Raw genomic sequence first — 21,823 nt, 5'->3', positions numbered from 1 at the left:
GATGACGAGCTCGACGCTGCTGGGGGAGCTCACGGCACGAGGCTGTAGCTGCCCGCCTCGTCGAGGGCAGCCGCCACCTCGGTCGGGGTGAGCTCGCGCGTCGCGTCGACGGTGACGGCGGAGGTGCCGCCGGCCACGAGGTCGACCCGGACGTCGGTGACGCCGTCAAGCGCCGTGAGCTCCTCCGTCACGGCGCTCGCGCAGTGGCCGCAGGTCATGCCGTCGACGGCGAAGTTCTGGGTGCCCATGTGGTGCTCCTTGCTGATGTCGCGGTGGTGTCGCGGTGGTGGGGGTGCCGCCGAGATGGTCGTGCGGCGGGTTGTCGTGCCAGCGGGCTCAGGAACGGACCAGTCGGGCGATCGCGTCGGAGGCCTCGCGGACCTTCTCCTGCGCCTCGGGCCCACCCTTGCGGGCGGCGTCGACGACACAGTGTCCGAGGTGTTCCTCGAGCAGCTCGAGCGAGAAGGACTGCAGGGCCTTGGTCGCCGCGGACACCTGGGTGAGGATGTCGATGCAGTACTTGTCCTCCTCGACCATGCGCTGCAGCCCGCGAACCTGGCCCTCGATGCGGCGCAGTCGCTTGAGGTGGCTGTCCTTCTGGTCGTGGTACCCGGGGTGCGCTTCGCTCTCACTCATGCACACACCATACCCCCCTATGGTATCCAGTCAACCCCCGCCCCCTCCGCTGCAACCTTTGCCAGCAAAGGAAAATGAATGGCGGACAGGTTGCAACCTGTCCGCCATCACTCAACCTTTTGTTAGCAAAGGTTGCTGCACACTTCGGGGGAAGGGTGTCAGCGCATCGGGTCGAACGGCTTGAGCTGCTCGACCTGCTTGCCGGTGACCATCGTCTCGGCGAGGAGCCGACCGGTGACCGGGCCGAGGGTGATGCCCCACATGCCGTGACCACCCGCGGCGAAGACGCGCGGCGACTTGGTGGCGCCGATGAGCGGCAGGCCGTCGACGGTGCACGGGCGCGAGCCGACCCACTCGTCCTGGCGGTTGTCGAGGTCGGCGCCTCGCAGGAGCGGGCGGGCGGCCTCGGCGATGGCCTGGATGCGGCGCTGGTCGAGCGCGGCCTCGGGCTTGCGGAACTCCATCATCCCGGCGACGCGCAGCCGGTCACCGATCGGCGTGCAGGCGACCCGCTGGGCCGGGAAGTAGACCGGTCCGTTGGGCACGTGGTCGATGGCGACGGAGAAGGAGTACCCGCGACCGGCCTGGACGACGTTCTTCACACCGAACTGACGAGCCAGCTTGCCGAGCCAGGCACCCGTCGCGAGGACCGCCGCGTCGAACTCCTCGACCGAACCCTCGGCCGTGGTGACGACCACGCCGGCTCCGGTGTCGCGGATGTCGGCGACCGTCGAGGCGTCCATGATCTTGCCGCCGCGCGCCTTCACGGAGTCGGCCAGCGCGTGCACGTAGGTGCCGGGGTCGATGAACCGCTGGCCCTTGAGCAGGATGGCCGCGCCGATCTCGTCGGACAGGCTCGGCTCGATGGTGCGGGCCTGGTCACCCGTCAGCGCGTCGAACTCGATGTCCTGCCCGGCGGCGTGGATGTGCTCGATCTCCTCGAGCAGGGTCACGCGCTCGGCCTCGGTGCGGTAGGACGCGAGGAACGACTTCGCCTCACGCGTCTCGGCCTGCACTCCACCGTCGCGCAGCAGGTCGAAGCTCTCGAGCGACAGGTCGTTGACCGGCACGAGCGAGCCCATGGCCTTCTTCCAGGCCTTCATCGTCGAGTTCTTGGTGAACCCGGTGACGAACTTGAGGAACTTGGGGTCGGCGCTCGGCGGCACGTAGACCGGCGAGGACGGCGACAGGACGGCGCGCAGGCCGTACTTGAGCACGGCCGGCTCCGGAAGCGGCGTCGCGATGCCCGGCGTGAGCCACCCGGCGTTGCCCCACGACGAACCCGCGGCGACACCCTCGCGGTCGAGGACTGTCACCTCGACACCGTGCTCCTGGAGGAACCAGGCGGTGGACAGACCGACCATGCCGGCGCCGACGACGGCGACGCGCTGGGGAACGGGAAGACCTGCTGCGGTGATGGGAGCCATGCATCGAGAGTGACAGGACGACGGGTATGCCGCCTTGTCCCGACAGCACGAATCAGATGCCTTCGCTTGTGTTGAGGACACAACCGCGCGATGCTGGGTGGGTGCTTGCCGTCACCGACCTCGTGGCCACCCTGGGCGGCCTCCTCGCCCTGGGCGTCGAGCGTGACGGCGCCGAGGTGGACGACCTCACCATCGCCGAACCGGCTCAGGGCATCGTGGGCCAGCCGGGCGACCTGGTCCTGGGGGTGGGGGTGGAGTCGGCGGAGGCCGCTTCCGACCTCGTGCGACGCGCCGCGTCGGCCGGCGCCGGAGGGGTGGTGCTCCGGCGGAGCATTGCCCGGCGGCGCACGGTTCGCGACCGTGCCCGGCGCAGTGGGATCGCGCTGGTGGAGCTCGCGGAGCAGGCGTCCTGGGCCCACCTCGTCTGGTTGCTGCGTGGCGTCATCGACAGGGCGGCGGTCGGACCGGGGCGGCGCGACGACGCACCGGTGCAGGACGACCTGTTCGCGCTCGCCGACGCGGCGGCCGCCCTGGTCGACGCCCCCGTCACGATCGAGGACGCCCAGTCGAGGGTGCTCGCCTACTCCTCACGCCAGGACCTCGCCGACCCCGCCCGCGTGTCGACGATCGTGGGTCGGCGCGTGCCCGACGAGGTGCTCGCGACCCTGCGCGCGCAAGGCGTGTTCCGGCGGCTCGCCCGGTCAGCGGAGCCCGTCTACGTCCCGGCCTCGGGAGGCACCAAACCCCGGCTGGTCATCCCCGTGCGCGCCGGCGGTGAGTGGTTGGGCTCCATCTGGGCCGTGGTGGAGGAGCGCCCGCCCGCGGCCCTCGTCACCGAGCTGGTCCAGACCTCGTCCGTGGTTGCCCTTCACCTGCTGCGGTTGCGCGCTCAGGCCGACCTCTCACGCCGCGTCGCGGCCGACCGCCTGCGGGGTGTCCTGTCCGGCAACGTCGCGGGTGCGGAGGACTGGCTGCCCCCAGGTCCGTGGCGCGTCGTCGCGCTCGGCGGGGAGGGTGACCCCGTCCGCCTGCTCGACCTCTGGGAGTCAGTGTGCCGTCGGCACGCGTGGAACCAGCCGCTGCTCGCCGACCTCGACGGTCGCGGGTATGCCGTGGTGCGCGACTCCGAGGACGACTCACCGGGCACGTGGGGCTGGCTCAGCTCGGTGGTCGCCCAAGCGCGCGACGAGGCGGTGGCACTGACCGCGCGAGCCGGCCGTACGGCATACACGCCGGGAGAGCTGGAGCGATCGCGAGGCGAGGCGCAGGAGACGGATCGCGTGGTGGGACACGTCAGTTCGGCGGGACAGGGCAATTCGGCGGGACAGCCTCCCCCGGTCGTGTCGCACGAGGAGGTGTGGGCCGAGGTCACGGTCGCGCGGGCGGCCAGCACGCTGGTCGGCGACCCGCTCGGGCCCCTCGAGGTGCTGCTGGGCCACGACGCGGAGCACCACAGCGACTACCTGCTCACCCTCGCCGCCTGGCTGGACCACCCGGGGGCGCCCACCCGCGCTGCCCGGTCGATCCACGTGCACCCCAACACGATGCGCTACCGGATGGCCCGCATTGCCGACCTCGCCGGTCTCGACCTCGAGGACGCGACCGTGCGGCTCGCGGTCCGCCTCCAGATCGCGGCGGCCCAGTCCGGCCCTAGTCGTCAGTCCACCCAGTAGTTGTCGTGGTAGCGCATGAACTCGTCACGCTCCTGCTCGGTCATCGTCTCGCCGGCGGCGACGCGGGCCAGTCCCTCGAAGTAGGCCTCCCGGGGTGCGCCAGGAGCAAAGTGCAGCAGCATCGAGGCGGCGCCCGACTCGTTCCGGAAGCCGTGCAGGCCGCCCGGCGGGACATGGGCGTAGTCACCCGCGCGGGTGACGTTCCAGCGGTTCCCGTCGAAGATGCTCACCTCGCCGGACAGGATGTAGAACGACTCGGCGATGGTCTTGTGGAAGTGCGAGTCCGGACCGCTGGGCGGGCCAGCGAACTCCCAGCGGTACAGGCCGAAGAGCCGGCCCGTCGAGTCGCCGGTCGACAGGTAGTGGACCCGGTTTCCGTTGGGGTAGATGACATCTGGCGCCGCGTCGCTGAGGCGGATGGTCGCGCTGACCTCGCCGGTGGTGCCGTCGTAGAGGGGCGGTGGATAGCTCATGCGAGCCATCCTGCCCGGGTCAGGCGGTGGCGCGTGCCGGAAGGCGCTGCGGCGTCGTCGACGAGTCCCCCTGCCGATCAGGGGTGGACCGTCCCGAGCAGTTCGGCGTAGCGCGTCAGCACTGTTGCGCCGCGCTCGTCTTCCGGTGGGTCGAGGGTCGCCTCGATCCGGACGTCCCACGACGGCGGCTCGTCGGCCGCACTGAGGACCCACGCGGCCTGCCGGGCGGCTCCCAGCCCGACGTACTCACCCGGCGCGGGGATGGCCACGGGCACGCCGAACAGGCTCGGAGCCACCGCGCGCACGGCTGCCGAGGCGGACGCACCACCGATGAGCAGCACCCGCTGGACCGGGATGCCGAGGTCGCGCAGGTCGTCCACCCCGGCGACGAGGTTGGCGAGCATCCCCTCGACGGCGGCGCGGGCGAGGTTCTCCGGTGTCGTGTTGGCGCGGGTCATCCCGCCGAGGGTGCCGGTGGCCTCGGGCAGGTTGGGCGTCCGCTCTCCGTCGAGGTAGGGCAGCAGGGTCAGGCCGCCGGCGCCGGGCTCGGCGTGCAGGGCCAACCGGTCCAGGCCGGGCAGGTCGGTGCCCAACAGCTGGGCTGCCGCGGTCAGCACCCGGGCGGCGTTGAGCGTGCACATCAGGGGCAGGTGCCCGCCCGAGGCACTGGCGAACCCGGCCACGTCGCCACGCAGGTCCTTGACCGGGGTGGGGCAGTCCGCGAACACGGCGCCACTCGTCCCCAGCGACACGACCACGTCTCCGGGCCGCAGCCCGAGACCCAGGGCCGCGCCGGCGTTGTCCCCGGTCCCCGGCCCGACGACCACCCCGGCATCGGTGGTGCCCGCTGCCTCGGACGGCCCGAGCACGCGCGGGGTGCCGAACTCGCGTCCGAAGGCGAGGAGCTGGAGGTCGGGCAGATAGCTCCCCTCCGCCGCCGAGAAGTACCCCGTGCCGGAGGCGTCGCCGCGATCGGTCACGTGAGAGCCGAAAGCGTTCCCCTGCTTGAGGATCTGGCCGGTCAGCCAGTCGTGGGGCAGGACGACCTGGGCGACGCGCGCGGCATTCTGTGGCTCGTGCTCGGCCAGCCACCGCACCTTCGTGACGGTGAAGCTCGGCACCGGCACCGAACCGGTGCGCTCCACCCAGGTCGCCGACCCCAGCTCCTCCACGAGGTCGCGCGAGGCCTGCGCGGAGCGGGTGTCGTTCCACAGCAGTGCGTCCCGGACCACCTCGCCGGACTCGTCCAGCGCGCACATGCCGTGCTGCTGGCCTCCGACCGAGATCGCGGACACGCCCTCGAGGAGGTTGTCGGTCGTCGCCGCCCCGAAGGCCTCCCACCACCGGTCGGGGTGCACCTCCGTGCCGTCGGGGTGCGGTGCCCTGCCGGTCCGCACGATCTCGCCGGTCGCGGCGTCACAGACCACGACCTTGGTCGACTGCGTGGACGAGTCGACCCCTGCGACGAGGGTGCGTGGGGCGTCGGTCATGGATTCCTCCGGGTCGATGGTGCGGCGTCCGCTCGGCTGACCAGGGTCGAGGGGTGAAGGGCGTGGGGTCAGCGCTGAGGGGTGATGACGGACTTGATCGCACCCGGGCTGTCCCGCGCCGCGGTCAGTGCAGCCGCCGTCTCGGCCAACGTGAACCTGCCGGTCACGAGCCGCTCCAGGTCGACCCGGCCCGAGGCCGCCAGGGCGATGGCGGTGGGCCAGGTGCCGGCATAGCGGAACGTGCCCGTGACGACGAGCTCTCGTTCCTGGACGACGGACAGGGGCAGGGGCAGCTCGTCGCCACCCATCCCGACCAGCACCGCCCGACCGGCCGGAGCAAGCGCGCGGATGCCGTCCCCGGTGGCGCCGGGGTGCCCCGAGCACTCGAGGAGCACGTCGGGAGCCCGCCGACCGGCATACCCGGCGGTGATCGTCTGGTCACCGGAGGCGATGGTGCGCGTCGCGCCGAGCTCGGTCGCCACGGCGAGCCGTTGTTCGTCGAGGTCGGCGACGACGATCTCGCTCGCGCCGCACGCCCGGGCCACCTGGACGCACACCAGGCCGATCGGTCCGGCGCCCGTGACCAGCACCCGCGACCCGGCGCCCACCCCACCCTTGCGGCAGGCCCAGACCCCGACCGAGAGGGGCTCGAGCAGCGCCGCGGCCTCCTCGCTCACGGAGTCGGGAACCGGATGGGCAAAGGCGTGGTGGATCGTCACGAGCTCGGCCAGCGACCCGTCGACCGGGGGTGTGGCGTGGAACCGCATGTCGGGACACAGGTTGTAGCGCCCGCCCAGGCACTGCTCGCACGCGCGGCACGGGACCCCCGGCTCGATCGACACGCGCTGGCCCACGCGGGCGCGGTCCACGTCGTCGCCCACCGCCTCGACGACTCCCGACGCCTCGTGGCCGAGGACCAGCGGCGACTCCACGACGAAGCGTCCGATCCGCCCGTGGTCGAAGTAGTGCGTGTCCGAGCCGCAGACTCCGACGGCGTGCACACGGACCAGGACCTCGTCGGCGGCAGGGGTGGGTGTGGGCCGCTCGACCACCTCGACGTCGCCGGGCCGGTTCAGCACTGCGACGCGCATCGGGTCACCCTTCTCCGGCGCCTGCCGTGGCGCTCCAGGCTTCCAGCGTCGCCCGTGCCCCCAGCGTGTGCAACCGGTCCAGGGCGTGGAGGTATGCCGCGGCGAAGCGCTCGTCGTCGGCCAGGTCCCCGAACAGGTCGCGGTCGCGGAGGAAGGCGAGCGGGTCGTCCTGGCGCCTGGCCGCCGCGGCCATCACCCGGTCCTTGAGCCGGTCGACCACCTCGATGGGCTGGCCCCGCTCGTCCACGCCCTCGGCGTAGCGGGCCCACGAGGCCACCACCAGCGCGGACAGCTCGATCTCGCCGCCACTGCGCAGGTTGGCGTTGATCACGGGGACCAGCCACTTGGGGATGCGGTCGCTGGACTCGGCGCACAACCGGGCGAGGGTGTCGCGCACCTCGGGGTTCGCGAACCGTTCGACGAGCTGGTGGCGGTAGGCGTCGAGGTCGACGCCCGGCACCTCAGGCAGGGTCGGGCTCCCTTCGCGCTCCATGTAGGACAACAGGAACGACGCGAAGAGCGGGTCCTGGCAGACCTCGTGCGCGTACCGGTAGCCCGCCAGGAAGCCGAGGTAGCACAGCGCCTGGTGACTGGCGTTGAGCAGCCGGAGCTTCATCAGCTCGTAGGGCACCACGTCGTCGACCATCTGGACGCCGGCCCGCTCGAACGGCGGACGCCCCTGCCCGAAGCGGTCCTCCAGCACCCACTGGGTGAACGGCTCGCACACCACGGGCCAGCCGTCGGCGACGCCGAAGTCCTCGGCCAGCCGCTCGATGTCCTGCGCGGTCGTGACCGGTGTGATCCGGTCGACCATGCAGTTGGGGAAGGCCACCTCGGCCTCCATCCAGTCCGCGAGCCCGGGATCCTTGAGCCGCGCGAAGGCGCAGATCATCCGCTTCGCGACGTCGCCGTTGTCCGGCAGGTTGTCGCAGCTCATCACGGTAAACGGCGCACGTCCCTCGGTGCGCCGACGGTCCAGCCCCGCCGTGACGAACCCGAAAACCGTTGCGGGAGAGCCGCCTCCGGCGAAGTCAGCCGCGAGGTCGGCCCGGATCGAGGGGTCCGACGCGTCGAACTCACCGGTCGTCTGGTTGACGAGGTAGCCGCCCTCGGTGATGGTCAACGAGACGATCCGCGTCTGGTCGTCGGCGAGCCGGTCGACGACGGCCTTGGGATTGTCGGGCGCGAACATCACCTCGATCACCGAACCGATCACCCGCGGTTCGCGGTGGCCGTCAGGGTGCTTGACGACGAGCGTGTAGAGCCCGTCCTGGGCCCGCAGGGTGTCGATGATCCTGCGGTCGTGCGGCAGCGCCCCGACGCCGCACAGCCCCCACTCCAGGGCCAGGCCCTCGTTCATCAGGGCGTCGAGGTACATCGCCTCGTGCGCGCGGTGGAAGCCGCCCACGCCGAAGTGCACGATGCGCGCGGTGACCTTCGAGCGGTCGTATGCCGGCCGGCGCACCTCCTGGCCCAGCTCACCGAGGGTGTTCTGGGACAAGGCGATCGGGGAGGGGGTGGCCGGAGACGTCTCCGTCACTTCACCGCGCCCATCGACAGGCCCTGCACCAGCTTGTCCTGGGCCGCGAACCCGGCGGCGAGGACTGGCAGCGACACCACGAAGGACGCGGCGCACACCTTGGCGAGGAACAGTCCCTGACTGGTCACGAACCCAGTCAAGAACACAGGAGCAGTTCCCGCCACCGTGCTGGTCAGCACCCGGGCCAGGAGCAGCTCGTTCCAGCTGAAGATGAAGCAGATCAGCGCTGCCGAGGCGATGCCCGGCATCACGACGGGCGCGACGATGTCCCTGAGGGTCCTGGTCAGGCTCGCGCCGTCGACCGAGGCGGCCTCGAGCATCTCGACCGGCACCTCCGCCAGGAACGAGCGGAGCATCCAGACAGCGATCGGGAGGTTCATCGAGGTGTACAGCAGGATCAGCCACCAGATGTTGTCGAGCAGGCCGACCTTCTGCGCGAACAGGTAGAGCGGCAGGATGCCGGCCACGATCGGCAGCATCTTGGTCGAGAGGAAGAAGAACAGGACGTCTGTCCACTTCTTCACGGGCCGGATCGACAGGGCGTAGGCGGCGGGGAAGGCCAGCAGCAGGACGAGGATGGTCGACAGGACGCTGGCGGTCAGCGAGTTGAGCAGTGGCGGCCAGGGTCCGGCGTCGAAGAAGGACCGGTACCCGTCGAGCGAGAGGGGCGCGAAGAAGTCTGGCGGGTTCTTGGCCGCGTCGTTCTCGTTGTGCAGGGAGGTCAGGACCATCCACAGCACGGGGAGGGCGAAGAGGATGCCCACGATCCACGCAGCGGCGGAGAGGAGCACGCCGCTGCGTGGAGGCTTCGCGTGGTTGATCTCCTGCGTCGTGATGGTCATGAGTCCTCCCGGAACAAGCTGAACGCGGTCCGCAACGCTGCGGTCGCGATGATGATCGTGCCGATGACCACGACGACGCCGGCAGCCGACGCCCGGCCGTAGTCCTGCGCCGTGTAGAAGGTCTGGTAGATGAAGTACGGCAGGTTGGCCGTGCCGAGACCGCCGGACGTGATCGTGAAGACGTGGTCGAAGTTCTGCACGACGTAGATCGCTCCGAGCAGACCCGACAGCTCGATGTACTGGCGCAGGTGCGGGAGCGTCATGTTGGTGAAGATCTGCCAGCTGCTGGCCCCGTCGATCCGTGCGGCCTCGACGACGTCCAGGGGTCGGCTCTGCAGCCCTGCCAGCAGGATCAGCATCATGAACGGCGTCCACTGCCAGACCAGCGCGGCGATGATGGCGGCCAGTGGGTTGTTGGTGATCCAGTCGGGCTGCGGCGCGTTGTCGCCGAAGAGCGTCTTGAGGAGTCCGTTGAAGAGGCCGTACTCAGGGTTGTAGAGCGCGTGCTTCCACAGCAGGGCCGCAGCCACGGGAACGATGAGGAACGGCGTGATCATCATCGTGCGCACCACGCCCTGCCCGCGGAACTTGCGGTCGAGCAGCAGCGCGATGCCCAAGCCCAGCACCAGGCAGATCAGGACGACCGAGACGGTCAGCAGGATCGTGACCCAGACGGCCTTGCGGGTGTTGGTGTCGGTGAAGACCCGGGCGAAGTTGTCGACGCCGGCGAAGCCTCGCTCGTCCGGGTAGTACGCGTTCCAGTTCATGAACGAGATGACGATCGTCGCGACGAACGGAAGCTGCGTCATCAGGATCGTGAAGATGAGCGCAGGCAGCAGCGGCGCCCGCCGCGCCCAGTCGCCGGAGCGCTGGAGGGCCTTGCTCGGAACTGATGGCCCGGCAGCCGTCGTGCTTCTGCTGGCGGTCGTGGACGACATCACTGCCCCCTTGCCTGGTAGCGCTCGGCGACGTCCTCGGCGAGCTGCTGGCCCCGTTTCAACGCGTCGTCGACCGACGTCTTGCCGGCGATCGCCGAGCTGACGTCCTGGCTGACCTGGGTCCCGAGATCGGGGAACTCGGGAATGTCGACGAACTGGATCCCGATGGCGGGCCGGGGTTGCACGCCGGGGTTCACCGGATCGGCGGCCTCGATGGCCGCCCTGGTCGGGTCGGCGAAGGCCGAGGCGACCTTGAGGTACTCGGGGTTCTCGTAGGTCGAGGCACGCTTGCCCGCGGGGACGCTGGTCCAGCCGATCTTGCTGCCCACGAGGTTCTCGTACTTCTTCCCGCTGGCCCAGGAGATGAACTTCCAGGCGTTGTCCTTCTTGGTGCTGGCCTGCTGGATGGACCAGGACCACGCGTAGAGCCACCCGGAGGAGTCGGTCTTCACCACGGGAGCCGGGGCGTAGCCGAACTTGCCCTTGGTGGGGGAGTCGTCCGCCTCGAGGGATCCAGCGGCAGACGTGGCGTCGTACCACATCGCCACGTTGCCCTGAACGAGGTTGTTGAGGCACTCGGTGAAGCCCGCTTGCGGTGCGCCCTTCTCACCGTGGGCCCGCACGAGGTCGACGTAGAAGCTGACTGCCTCCTTGAACTCGGGGGAGTCGACACCGGGGGTCCAGTCCTTGGTGAACCAGGCCCCCCCGAACGTGTTGACCACGGTGGTCAGGGGGGCGAAGAGCTGACCCCAGCCGGGCTGGCCGCGCAGGCAGATCCCCCGCATGCCCGGCTCCGCGCCGTCGACCTTGGCCGCGATGTCTGCGACCTCCTGCCACGTGGGTTTGGCCGGCATCGTGATGCCCTTCGCCGCGAGGACGTCCTTGCGGTACATGAGGAAGGAGGACTCGCCGTAGAACGGCTCGCCGTAGACCTTGCCCTCGCTCGACAGCGAGGTGGTCATCGACTTGAGGATGTCTGCCTGGTCGAACTCGGTGTCCGACGCGAGGTAGGAGTCGAGCGGCGCGATCCACTTCGCCTTGGCGTAGATCGGGATCTCGAAGTTGCTCAACGACGCCACGTCGTACTGGCCGGCCTGGCTGGAGAACTCCTGGCTGATCTTGTCCCTGACGTCGTTCTCGGGCAGCACGGTGAAGTTGACCCGGATGCCGGTCTCCTTGGTGAAGTTGTCGGCCGTGAGCTTCTGGAGGTCGACCATCTGGGGGTTGTTGACCATGAGGACGTTGATGCTGTTCGCGCCACCGCCTCCCACGCCGCCTCCGCCCCACCCGGCACAGGCCGACAGGCTGAGCGCCAGGCCGGTCGCCCCCGCGACCAGCGTGGCCCTGGAGTTTCGACTTCGCACGCGTCCTCCTCCGTCGCCATTGACGGCGTCAGTTTGACTATTGCTCATATGAGCGCCATGATGCCCAAACGAGTAAGACGAGTAAATCCTCGCGACGCCAACCTGTCAACGGCAAGGATGTGCACGTGATCGACGACGGCCCCGCCGAGTTGGTGATGCTCGCTGCCGTCGCCCGCCGCCACTACCTGCAGAACCAGTCGAAGGTCGAGATCGCCGACGAGCTCGGCATCAGCCGGTTCAAGGTCGCCCGCATGCTGGAGGCGGCACGGGAGAGGGGGCTCGTCCGCATCGAGATCGTCCGGCAGGGGTCCCTCGACGTCGACGCCTCGGCGCGGCTCCAGGAGCGCTTCGGCCTGGCTCACGCCGTCGTGGTGGACACGGCCGACGCCGACACCGGCGCGGTCCGACACCTGCTGGGCCGCGCCGCCGCAGACCTGCTCTCGGAGGTCCTGGTGGACGGCGACGTCCTCGGGCTGCCGTGGTCGCGCAACGTGCATGCCGTGGTCGCCGCGCTGACGAGCCTCCCGCGGGTGGAGGTGGTCCAGCTGACCGGGGCGATCGCCCTGCCCGACTTCGACAGCAGTGCCGTGGACATCGTCCGGCGGGCCGCGCGGTTGTCCGGTGGCAAGGCACATGTCTTCTATGCCCCGTTTGTTCTCGACACCAAATCCAGCGCCGATGCGCTGCGTCGCCAACCCGCGGTGCTGGACGGCCTGGCGAGGGCGTCGCTCGTGACCAAGGCAGTCGTCGGCATCGGAGCCTGGGAGCGCGGACAGTCGACCATCCACGACCTCCTCGACGAGGCGGAGCAGCGGGACCTCGCCAGCCGGGGAGTCATCGGCGAGCTGGCCGGGATCTTCTTCGACAAGAACGGAAAAGCATTGCGGCCCAAGGTCGCTGCGCGTTTGATCACCGTGGATCCCGACGACCTCGCCGGGGTGCCCGAAGTGATCGCCGTGGTCGCCGGCGCCTCCAAGGCGAAGGCGGTCAGAGCCGCTCTCGACGGCGGTCTGGTCCAGGGCCTGGTCGTCGACGCCACCCTCGCGGACGTGCTGCTCGCGAGCTGAGCGGGATCCGTCTGCGAGGGCTGGATCCGGTCAATTCGGGCCTGTGAGGACAAGCCTCGCGAGCCTCTCCTCTTGCGCTAATCGCCACGTGCTGGCATGGTCGAGAACAGATGTAAGCGCTTTCAACGATGAGAGGCAGACCTGTGGCGACCGGTTCGACACCGACCAGCGGGACGACGATCTACTCCGTCGCCGAGCGTGCCGGTGTCTCCATCGCCTCGGTCTCCCGGGTCCTCCAGGGGTCCACCGCCGTGTCCGAGAAGACCCGTCAGCGGGTCCTCGAGGCGGCCGACGAGCTCAAGTACGTGCCCCTCGCAGCCGCCCGCAGCCTCGCAGTGCGACACCACGAAGCCCACGGCCTGGTGCTCCCCGAGCTCTCCGGCCCGTACTACTCCGAACTCCTCATGGGCTTCGAGTCCCGCGCGGCCGAGCTCGGCCAGAGCGTCGTGCTCATGCTGGCCGAGGGCAAGGACGACCTCGTCCGCGCTGTCCGCAGGCTGGCAACCCGCGTCGACGGCCTGGCCATGCTGGGCTCGGCGGCCATTCCCGAGGACACCGTGACCGCGCTGCACGGCTCCAAGCCCGTCGTCCTCATCGCCGGTGACGCCCGCCCGGACATCGACAGCGTCACCTCGGAGAACACCGGGAGCGCCGCCGAGATCACCAGCCACGTGCTGGCCCACGGTCGCACCAGGATCCGCTTCATCGGTGACCCCGCCTCCGGTCCGGACGTCCGGGACCGGTATGCCGGCTTCGTCGCCGCCCACGAGTCGGCTGGCCTCGTCGCGGCAGAGCCGGTGCGCATCGCCCTGCGCGAGGTCGACGGCACCGCCCTCGCCGATCGGCTCCTGTCAGGAGACCTCTCGGCTGACGCGCTCGTCTGCGCGAACGACGAGCTCGCCCTGGCCGTGATGAAGCGACTGCGCGAAGGCGGCAAGGTCGTCCCTGACGACTTCGCGATCGTCGGCTGGGACGACGTCATGACGGCTCGCTACGTCCAGCCCGGCCTGACCACCGTGCGCCAGCCCGTCCGTGAGCTCGGCGCCCTGGCCGCCGACCGGCTCCACCAGCGCATCACCGGTGCGCCCGTCGGGGACGCCCCTCGGGTCATCCCGACCAGCGTGGTCATCCGATCCTCCTGCGGCTGCAAGCCCCGAGCCGCTCCCGGCTGACCCAGCCGGCCGGCATACCCCATGCCTCCAGAAGCACAACTGCCGTTAGTCCTTTCCCCCGATGAAAGAGAGAAAACCGATGAGACGCACCTCCGCCATGGCGGTCGCGACGATTGCCGCCGCAGCGCTCACCCTGACGGCCTGCGGCCGTGGTGACGCAGGCTCGACCGCAAAAGAGACAGGCAAGGACGTCAGCTCAGGCAAGGCCACCGGCACCATCACCGTCTGGGCGATGGGTGCAGAGGGTGAGAAGCTCCCCGCCCTCGCCAAGGAGTTCGAAACCGCCAACCCCGGCGCCAAGGTGAACGTCACCGCGATCCCGTGGGACGCGGCGTACCAGAAGTTCACCACCGCGATCACGGCCGGCACCACCCCGGACGCGGCGATGGTCGGCACCACCTGGATGGGTGAGTTCGCCGGCAACGACGCGCTCGACCCCACTCCTCCGTCGATCGACAAGTCCGTGTTCTTCGACGGCGCCCAGAAGACGACCGAGGTCGGAGGCACGTCCTTCGGCGTCCCGTGGTACGTCGAGACCCGGCTCGTCTACTACCGCAAGGACCTCGCCAAGAAGGCCGGCTTCGACACCGCCCCCACGGACTGGGAGGGCCTGAAGTCGATGGCCAAGGCAATGCAGACCAAGGCCGGTGCCAAGTACGGCATGGGCTTCCAGGCCGGCGGTGTCGGCTCCTGGCAGTCGATCATGCCGTTCGGCTGGTCCAACGACGCCGACCTCACCAAGGACGGCGGCAAGGCCTACAACTTCGACAGCCCCGAGGTGCTCGAGGCCGTGAAGTACTACCAGAGCTACTTCACCGACGGGATCTCGGACAAGGCTGCTCCGGCCACCCCGACGACCGAGCCCGACTTCGCCAGCGGCAAGGTGCCGATGTTCATCTCGGGTCCGTGGATGATGTCCGCGGTCGAGAAGGTCGGCGGCGCCGGCTTCAAGGACAAGTACGACGTCATGCCGATCCCGGCCAAGACCAAGTCGTCGTCCTTCGTCGGTGGCTCGGACCTCGTGGTCTTCAAGAAGTCCAAGCAGCGCGACACTGCCTGGAAGTTCATCCAGTGGCTGAGCGACCCCAAGACCCAGGTCAAGTGGTACCAGTCCTCGACCGACCTCCCCGCGGTCAAGTCCGCCTGGCAGGACCCGGCCCTCACCGCTGACTCCAAGCTCGCCGTGTTCGGCAAGCAGCTCGAGACGGCCCAGGCTCCGCCGAGCTTCCCCACGTGGGAGCAGGTCGTCGCCAGCTTCGACACCGAGATGGAGAAGGTCACCAAGAAGGGCGCCGACCCCGCTGCAGCCCTCAAGACCGTGCAGCAGCAGGCTGACTCGATCGGCACCGGCCAGTAGTCATGGCCACCACCACCGAGGTGACCCCTCGCGGGGAGACGGGCGCGAGTCGCCCGTCCCCCCGCGGGGGTGGCGCCGCGAGGCGAGCCCTGCGTGAGGGGCCGGCAGCGTGGATACTGGCACTGCCGTTCTGCCTGCTCTTCCTCGTCTTCACCGCGTGGCCTGTCATCCAGTCGCTCTTCATGAGCTTCACCGACACCAAGTCACGCGACCTGCGCAGCCCGTTCTCGGTCAACGTCGTGGGCTTCGACAACTTCGCGAAGGCGTTCTCCGACCCCGTCTTCCGCAAGTCGGTCCTCAACACGGCCTACTTCGTCGTCATCGGGATGCCTCTGACCCTGGGCATCGCGCTCGCGGCGGCAGTCGCGCTCGACCGAGGGATCACCCGGTTCCGGTCGGCGTTCCGCCTGGGCTTCTACCTGCCGGTGATCACCTCGATCGTCGCTGTGGCCGTGGTCTGGCGGTTCCTCCTGCAGGAGGACTTCGGGCTCATCAACACCGCGCTGGGCTGGGTCGGCATCACCGGCCCGAACTGGCTCGGCGACCCGCACTGGTCGATGCCCGGCCTGATCCTGATGGCGGCGTGGCGCAACTTCGGCACCGCGATGATCATCTTCCTGGCCGGTCTGCAGGGCGTGCCGTGGGTGCTCCACGAGGCAGCCTCGATCGACGGAGCGAGTGCGTGGCAGCGGTTCCGCCACATCACCCTGCCGATGCTGCGGCCCACCCTGCTGTTCGTGTCCGTGGCCACCTCGATCGGCTACCTCCAGTTCTTCGAGGAGCCGTTCGTCATGACCAACGGTGGCCCGCTCAACAGCACCATCTCGATGTCCATGTACACCTACAAGCAGTTCGGCTTCGGCAACTACGGCTATGCCGCCGCGATGAGCTACATCATCTTCGTCGTCATCGCGATCGTGGCTGCCGTCCAGTTCCGCCTGCTGCGCGACAACACGTGAGGTCGTCATGACTGGAATGAGCTCGCGCGGCCGGTACGCGCTCTACGCACTCCTGTCCGTGCTCATGGTGATGGTCATCGCACCCTTCGTGTGGATGATCCTGGGCAGCTTCAAGACCCAGGGTGAGCTGCTCCAGAGCCCGCCGACCTGGTGGCCGCAGACGGCCACCCTGGACAACTACACGCAGCTCTTCTCCCGGCTGAACTTCAAGCAGTACTTCTTCAACTCCACGGTCGTGGCGGCGTGCGTCACGGCGGGCAACCTGCTGTTCTGCTCGATGCTCGGCTACGCCCTGGCGATGCTCGACTTCAAGGGCAAGAAGATCCTGTTCATGGTGGTGATGGGCACCTTGATGATCCCGGGCGTGGCGATGTTCGTGCCGCTGTTCGTCCTCGTGGCCAACCTCGGGCTCATCGACACCCTGCCCGGCCTGATCCTGCCGTTCCTGGCGACGCCGTTCGGTGTCTTCCTCATGCGGCAGTTCTTCCTCGGCCTCCCCCGCGACCTGCTCGACGCGGGCCGGGTGGACGGCGCGGGCGAGCTGCGGATCTTCCGGCAGATCTTCCTCCCGCTGGCCGGACCGGCCTTGGCAACCCTGGGCATCCTGACCTTCCTCGGCAGCTGGAACAACTTCCTCTGGCCTCTGGTCGTCGCCCAGCAGGAGAAGACCTACACGTTGCCGGTGGCGCTCGCGCTCTACTCCACCGGTCAGAACTCCACGCAGTACGGCCTGCTCCTGGCCGGAGCCACCGTCGTCGTCGTCCCGGTGCTGGCAGTCTTCCTGGTCTTCCAGCGACGCGTGATCGAAGGAATCGCCACCACCGGAATCAAGTAACCGCCGTCACCGGTGGGCCGCCCACCGGCACCAGCAGCACTCGACGGCACCTGGCAACACAAGGAACCAACCACTGATTGGAGCCTCACCCATGGCCAGCACCTCCTCCCTCATCCTGCCCAGCCCCTCACGGCGACAGCTGCTCGTCGGAGCCACCGCCGTCGCAGCCGCAGGTCTCACGGCCACGCGCGCCTCCGCGAGCGCCGCGGCGGCACCCGCGGCGCCGGCATACAGCCCGTCCCGCACCTCGCTTGCCGCGGACCCCGTTCGCGTCCGGACGTGGGCGGCCGACACGTGGCACAGCCTCGTGGCGATGACCGACGAGAAGACCGGACTGCCGGCGGACAACATCCCGGAGTCGCTCGGTGCGAAGGACCGCTCGGGTTACACGTCGCCGACCAACATCGGTGGCTACCTCTGGTCCGCCGTGGTCGCGCGCGAGCTCGGCATCATCTCCAAGGCCGAGTGCACCAAGCGCCTCATCCAGACCCTGACCACGGTGCTGCGCCTGAAGCACCACACTCCGAGCGGCCAGTTCTACAACTGGTACGACGAGGCATCAGGCGACGTCATCACCACGTGGCCGACCAACGGGAACACCGTCTACCCGTTCTGCTCCTCGGTCGACAACGGCTGGCTGGGTGCCGCCCTCAAGGTCGTCATGTCAGCCGACAAGGGCGCCGCACCGCTGGCCCGACGCATCTTCGGGCGGATGCGCTGGGACATGTACTACGACACCAACGCCGCACGGAAGCCCGGGCTCATCTACGGCGGCTTCTACCCCGGCACGCCGCCCGACACCGACAACTTCGCCCTCGGCAACACCATCGGCGTCGGCCCGGACGTCTGGTACACGAAGAACCACCACTACGACACCACGGTGTCCGAGACGCGCATCACGAGCTACCTCGGCATCATGACCGGCCAGATCCCCCCATCGCAGTACTTTGCGATGTGGCGCACCTTCCCCGGTGACTGCGGCTGGAACTGGCAGGAGATGCAGCCTGTCGGGCAGACCCGCACCTACCTGGGTGTCGAGGTCTTCGAGGGCGCCTACACCTACCGTGGCATGCACGTCGTGCCCGGCTGGGGCGGCAGCATGTTCGAGGAGCTCATGCCGGACATGTTCGTGCCCGAGTCGAGCTGGGCGCCGCGGTCCTGGGGTCTCAACCACCCGCTCCACGTGCGGTCCCAGCGGGAGCACGGGCTCATCGAGGCGGACTACGGCTACTGGGGCTTCTCCCCGTCGAGCAACCCCGTCGGCGGCTACCGCGAGTACGGCGTGGACGTGCTCGGCCTCAAGCCCGACGGCTACTTCTCCGACCAGGAGAACACCGACGTCAAGCTCGCCTACGACGGCTGTCGCGACGCGCAGAACCCCAACCCGACGTTCGGTGACGGCGTCGTGACCCCCCACGCGTCGTTCCTCGCGATGATGCACGAGCCCGCCCAGGCCTACACGAACCTCGCGAAGATCCAGGACGAGCTCAAGGCCTACGGCGAGGGCGGCTTCTTCGACGCCGTCGCCGTGCGGTCGGGCACGATCGCTCGCCGCTACCTCGCCCTCGACCAGGCCATGGTCCTGGGTGCGATCGGAAATGTCTTGGCCGACAACGTGATTCGTCGGGCCTTCAGCACGGCCGACGTCGAGCGGGCAATCCGTCCGGTCATCGGCATGGAAGAGTTCGGCGCAGGCATCGTCTAGCCTCCCCGGTCCCGTCGTGTGCCCCTGGCATCCCCTGATAGGCCGGGGGCACACGGCGCCGGAGACGACCCCCACAGGCACGACAAACACGACTGAGAGGTCACCATGCACCCGGTCAGGAAGACCAGCCCCGAGGGCGTCGAGTACCGCGACCTCAACGGGAACGACCGCATGGATCCGTTCGAGGACCCACGTCTGACCGTGGAGGAGCGGGTCGAGGACCTGCTGCCCCGGCTCTCCCTCGAGGAGAAGGTCGGCCTGATGTTCCAGACCGTCATCGAGGCGGGCGCGGACGGCACGGTGAAGGAGGCGGCGGGTGCCATCAGCAAGTCGGGCACCTCGGACGTGGTGCTGCGCAAGCACCTCACCCACTTCAACGTGCACGCCCTCGACGACGCCCGCATGGCCGCCCGCTGGCACAACGCGCTCCAGGCAATCGCCGAGAAGGCGCCGCACGGCATACCTGTCACGATCTCCACGGATCCTCGGCACGCGTTCATCGAGAACGCCGGTGCCTCCTTCGCCGCCAAGGCGTTCTCGCAGTGGCCCGAGTCGCTCGGACTCGCGGCCCTGCGCGACGCGGCGCTGGTGCGCGAGTTCGGTGACATCGCGCGCCAGGAGTACTGCGCCGTCGGCATCCGCGCCGCGCTGCACCCCACCCTCGACCTCGCCACCGAGCCGCGGTGGGCTCGCCAGTCGGGCACCTTCGGCCAGGACCCTGACCTGGTGACCGAGCTGGCCGTGGCCTATCTCCAGGGCTTCCAACAGGATTCGCTCGGACCTGGCAGCGTCGCGTGCACGAGCAAGCACTTCCCGGGCGGCGGTCCGCAGAAGGACGGCGAGGACGCGCACTTCCCCTACGGACGCGAGCAGGTCTACCCCGGCGACCGGTTCGCCGACCACCTCAAGCCGTTCCCGCCGATCATCGCGGCCGGGACCGCGGCGATCATGCCCTACTACGGGATGCCCATCGCGCTCGAGGTCCACGGCGAGAAGATCGAGGAGGTCGGCTTCGGCTTCAACAAGCAGATCGTCACCGGCCTCCTGCGCGGCACGCTCGGCTATGACGGAGTCGTCGTCACCGACTGGGAGCTCGTCAACGACAACCACGTGGGTGACCAGGTGCTGCCCGCGCGTGCCTGGGGGGTCGAGCACCTCGACCCGGCGGCCCGGATGGAGCTGATCATCGAGGCCGGGTCGGACCAGTTCGGCGGCGAGGAGTGTGTCGAGCTCCTGCTCGACCTGGTCGCCGAGGGTCGGGTGACCGAGTCACGCATCGACGAGTCGGTGCGCCGGCTGCTGGCCGTGAAGTTCCGGCTCGGACTGTTCGACGACCCGTTCGTCGACGAGGACTCCGCGGCAGAGACGGTGGGACGCAAGGACTTCCGCGATGCTGGGTATGCCGCGCAGGCACGGTCGGTGACCATCCTCCAGAACGGTACGGACCGGCATGCCCCTGTGCTGCCGCTGTCCCGGGGCCAGCGCGTCTATGCCGAGAACGTGTCGCCGGAGGCCGTCGCCGTGCTCGGCGCGCAGGTCGACCGGCCCGACGATGCCGACATCGCGGTGGTGCGGCTGATGGCGCCGTTCGACCCGAGGTCCGACCTCTTCCTGGAGTCGTGGTTCCACCAGGGCTCGCTCGACTTCCCGCCGGGGCTGGTCTCGCGCCTGGCCCGGATCGCAGCCCACTGCCCGTTGGTCGTCGACGTGGTGCTGGATCGACCCGCCGTCCTCACCCCGCTGCTGCCCCTGACCAGCGCACTCGTGGGCAGCTACGGCACGAGCGACGAGGCCCTGGTCGATGCGCTGACCGGCACGGTCGCGCCGGTGGGCCGCCTGCCCTTCGACCTGCCGCGCTCCATGGAGCAGGTCCGCCGGCACGGTGAGGACGTCCCCGGGTACGACGACCCGTTGTTCGCCTTCGGGCACGGTCTGGCGGTCATCCCTACCGTTTGACCGTCCCACCCTTTATGTTTAGGCCGTGAATCCATCCCAGGCGGCTCCCGGCTCGCAGGCGTCCCTGCGTGAAGCCAACCGGCTGCGTGTCCTCGAGGCGCTGCGGGACCAGGGCGCCATGACACAGGTGGAGATTGCCGGGTTCACGGGGCTCAGCCCGGCGACGGTCTCCAACATGGTCAAGGAGCTGGACACCTCCGGCGCGGTCGAGCTCGAGCCGAGCATCAGGAACGGCCGGCGGGCAGTCCTGGTGTCGCTGGCCACCGGCAGCGTACTCATCGCCGGCATCGCCTTCGGCGACCGCGACGTGCGGGTCGCGCTCGGCACCGGGCCGCGGAACATCATCGGGCGACAGCGGATGCCGCTACCCGCCGACCACGCGGCCGACGAGGGGATGGACCGGGCATCGCGCCTGCTGCTCGACCTGGTCGAGAAGGCCGGCAAGACGATGGCGGACGTCCGCGCGGTCGGGGTGGGCATCCCGGCACCCGTCGACTCCGTCTCTGGTCAGGTGGGGAGCGAGAGCATCCTGCCCGGCTGGCGCGGTGTGGCCGTGGCATCCGAGATGCAGGGGCGGATCAAGGCCCCCGTGACGGTTGACAACACGTCGAACCTGGCGGCGCTGGGGGAACTCAGATGCGGTGTGCTGCAAGGGGTTCAGCACGGTGTCTACATCAAGCTCTCGTACGGTGTCGGAGCCGGTCTGATCCTCGACGGTGACCTCTTCCGGGGCGCCGCCGGGACGGCCGGGGAGATTGGGCACCTCACGATCGACGAGAACGGCCCCGTCTGCCGCTGTGGCAACCGGGGATGCCTGGAGACCTACATCGGGGCGCGCGGGCTGCTCGACGCGTTGGCCTCCTCGCACGGTCCGTTGAGCCTGCGTGACGTGATCACGCGCGCGCTGGACGGAGACCCGGGCTGCAAGCGCGTGCTCGAGGATGCCGGTCGCCACCTCGGGGTCGCCGTCGCTGGGCTGGTCAACCTGCTCAACCCCGAGGTCATCGTGCTCGGGGGGCAGCTGTCCAGGGTCGGCTCGATCATCATCAGCCCGATGCGTGCGTCGCTAGAGCGGTGCGCCATCCCGAGTGCTGCCGCCTCGGTCGTGGTGCGGGAGAGCGAGCTCGACACGGATGCCGACGTGGTCGGCGCCCTGGTGTGTGCAGCGGCTCTGCTGCCGGCCAACGCAGGGGTCTTGGCGACCGCCGTACCCATTTCTTGAATTCAACCCTTGACCCCATTTCTTGAATTCAACTCTTGACGTCAACGGTCAGACAGCGCTTAACTCAGTGCACGCC

Annotated in this window: 19 protein-coding genes; 9 read left to right on the top strand and 10 right to left on the bottom strand. The window is 69.2% G+C overall.

The annotated features are described in order from the left end of the window. Positions 1 to 29 precede the first annotated feature (29 nt). From AC1DWP_RS09210 to AC1DWP_RS09200, 3 genes are all read right to left on the bottom strand, one after another. Positions 30 to 248: a heavy-metal-associated domain-containing protein gene (locus AC1DWP_RS09210; protein ID WP_477614166.1), complete on the bottom strand. Its 219-nt coding sequence runs from the start codon at positions 246 to 248 to the stop codon at positions 30 to 32. Positions 249 to 336: 88 nt separating this feature from the next. Next, on the bottom strand, positions 337 to 636 hold the full coding sequence (locus AC1DWP_RS09205; protein ID WP_477614165.1) for a metal-sensitive transcriptional regulator: 300 nt from the start codon (positions 634 to 636) through the stop codon (positions 337 to 339). 158 nt (positions 637 to 794) lie between these two features. Further along, complete coding sequence (locus AC1DWP_RS09200; protein ID WP_477614164.1) at positions 795 to 2,063, bottom strand: NAD(P)/FAD-dependent oxidoreductase; 1,269 nt, start codon at positions 2,061 to 2,063, stop codon at positions 795 to 797. A 101-nt stretch (positions 2,064 to 2,164) separates the two neighbouring features. Between AC1DWP_RS09200 and AC1DWP_RS09195 the strand changes: the two genes are divergently transcribed. Next, complete coding sequence (locus tag AC1DWP_RS09195; RefSeq protein WP_477614163.1) at positions 2,165 to 3,736, top strand: PucR family transcriptional regulator; 1,572 nt, start codon at positions 2,165 to 2,167, stop codon at positions 3,734 to 3,736. Here the strand turns inward: AC1DWP_RS09195 and AC1DWP_RS09190 are convergent. From AC1DWP_RS09190 to AC1DWP_RS09160, 7 genes are all read right to left on the bottom strand, one after another. Further along, positions 3,721 to 4,209 carry a cupin domain-containing protein gene (locus AC1DWP_RS09190; protein ID WP_477614162.1) on the bottom strand — a complete coding sequence of 163 codons (489 nt, stop codon included), beginning with the start codon at positions 4,207 to 4,209 and terminating at the stop codon, positions 3,721 to 3,723. The two genes, AC1DWP_RS09195 and AC1DWP_RS09190, sit on opposite strands and share 16 nt — an antisense overlap. Positions 4,210 to 4,286: 77 nt before the next feature. After that, positions 4,287 to 5,699 (bottom strand): xylulokinase, encoded by a 1,413-nt coding sequence (locus tag AC1DWP_RS09185; RefSeq protein WP_477614161.1) that lies wholly within the window; start codon positions 5,697 to 5,699, stop codon positions 4,287 to 4,289. A 68-nt stretch (positions 5,700 to 5,767) separates the two neighbouring features. Continuing rightward, on the bottom strand, positions 5,768 to 6,790 hold the full coding sequence (locus AC1DWP_RS09180; RefSeq protein WP_477614160.1) for an NAD(P)-dependent alcohol dehydrogenase: 1,023 nt from the start codon (positions 6,788 to 6,790) through the stop codon (positions 5,768 to 5,770). Positions 6,791 to 6,794: 4 nt separating this feature from the next. Beyond that, a complete protein-coding gene (locus AC1DWP_RS09175) occupies positions 6,795 to 8,330 on the bottom strand; it encodes a mannitol dehydrogenase family protein (RefSeq protein WP_477614159.1) in 1,536 nt (511 codons plus the stop codon). Beyond that, entirely contained in the window at positions 8,327 to 9,172 is an 846-nt protein-coding gene (locus AC1DWP_RS09170) for a carbohydrate ABC transporter permease (protein WP_477614158.1), read from the bottom strand. Before AC1DWP_RS09170 ends, AC1DWP_RS09175 begins: the two co-directional genes overlap by 4 nt. Further along, the gene (locus AC1DWP_RS09165; RefSeq protein WP_477614157.1) at positions 9,169 to 10,110 is read right to left on the bottom strand and encodes a carbohydrate ABC transporter permease; all 942 of its coding nucleotides are present in this window, start codon (positions 10,108 to 10,110) and stop codon (positions 9,169 to 9,171) included. The genes AC1DWP_RS09170 and AC1DWP_RS09165 overlap by 4 nt, the downstream gene beginning before the upstream one ends. Beyond that, positions 10,110 to 11,474, bottom strand: a complete 1,365-nt coding sequence (locus tag AC1DWP_RS09160; RefSeq protein WP_477614156.1) for an ABC transporter substrate-binding protein — start codon at positions 11,472 to 11,474, stop codon at positions 10,110 to 10,112. The genes AC1DWP_RS09165 and AC1DWP_RS09160 overlap by 1 nt, the downstream gene beginning before the upstream one ends. A 125-nt stretch (positions 11,475 to 11,599) precedes the next feature. On the opposite strand from AC1DWP_RS09160, the gene AC1DWP_RS09155 reads away from it, so the two are divergent. From AC1DWP_RS09155 to AC1DWP_RS09120, 8 genes are all read left to right on the top strand, one after another. Next, positions 11,600 to 12,541, top strand: coding sequence for a sugar-binding transcriptional regulator (locus AC1DWP_RS09155; protein WP_477614155.1), 942 nt, complete (start codon positions 11,600 to 11,602; stop codon positions 12,539 to 12,541). 143 nt (positions 12,542 to 12,684) lie between these two features. Continuing rightward, positions 12,685 to 13,713: a LacI family DNA-binding transcriptional regulator gene (locus tag AC1DWP_RS09150; RefSeq protein WP_477614154.1), complete on the top strand. Its 1,029-nt coding sequence runs from the start codon at positions 12,685 to 12,687 to the stop codon at positions 13,711 to 13,713. A gap of 79 nt (positions 13,714 to 13,792) precedes the next feature. After that, positions 13,793 to 15,070, top strand: a complete 1,278-nt coding sequence (locus AC1DWP_RS09145) for a sugar ABC transporter substrate-binding protein (RefSeq protein ID WP_477614153.1) — start codon at positions 13,793 to 13,795, stop codon at positions 15,068 to 15,070. 2 nt (positions 15,071 to 15,072) lie between these two features. Then, complete coding sequence (locus AC1DWP_RS09140; protein WP_477614152.1) at positions 15,073 to 16,029, top strand: carbohydrate ABC transporter permease; 957 nt, start codon at positions 15,073 to 15,075, stop codon at positions 16,027 to 16,029. Between the two features lie 16 nt (positions 16,030 to 16,045). Continuing rightward, a complete protein-coding gene (locus AC1DWP_RS09135) occupies positions 16,046 to 16,864 on the top strand; it encodes a carbohydrate ABC transporter permease (RefSeq protein WP_477614609.1) in 819 nt (272 codons plus the stop codon). Positions 16,865 to 16,955: 91 nt separating this feature from the next. Next, positions 16,956 to 18,569, top strand: a complete 1,614-nt coding sequence (locus AC1DWP_RS09130) for a glucoamylase family protein (protein WP_477614151.1) — start codon at positions 16,956 to 16,958, stop codon at positions 18,567 to 18,569. A 105-nt stretch (positions 18,570 to 18,674) separates the two neighbouring features. After that, positions 18,675 to 20,525: a glycoside hydrolase family 3 protein gene (locus tag AC1DWP_RS09125; protein ID WP_477614150.1), complete on the top strand. Its 1,851-nt coding sequence runs from the start codon at positions 18,675 to 18,677 to the stop codon at positions 20,523 to 20,525. A 25-nt stretch (positions 20,526 to 20,550) separates the two neighbouring features. After that, positions 20,551 to 21,747 (top strand): ROK family transcriptional regulator, encoded by a 1,197-nt coding sequence (locus AC1DWP_RS09120; protein WP_477614149.1) that lies wholly within the window; start codon positions 20,551 to 20,553, stop codon positions 21,745 to 21,747. Positions 21,748 to 21,823 lie beyond the last annotated feature (76 nt).

It is taken from the genome of Pedococcus sp. P2_F6 (assembly GCF_056403675.1).
This window is presented reverse-complemented; position numbering and strand designations above follow the sequence as displayed.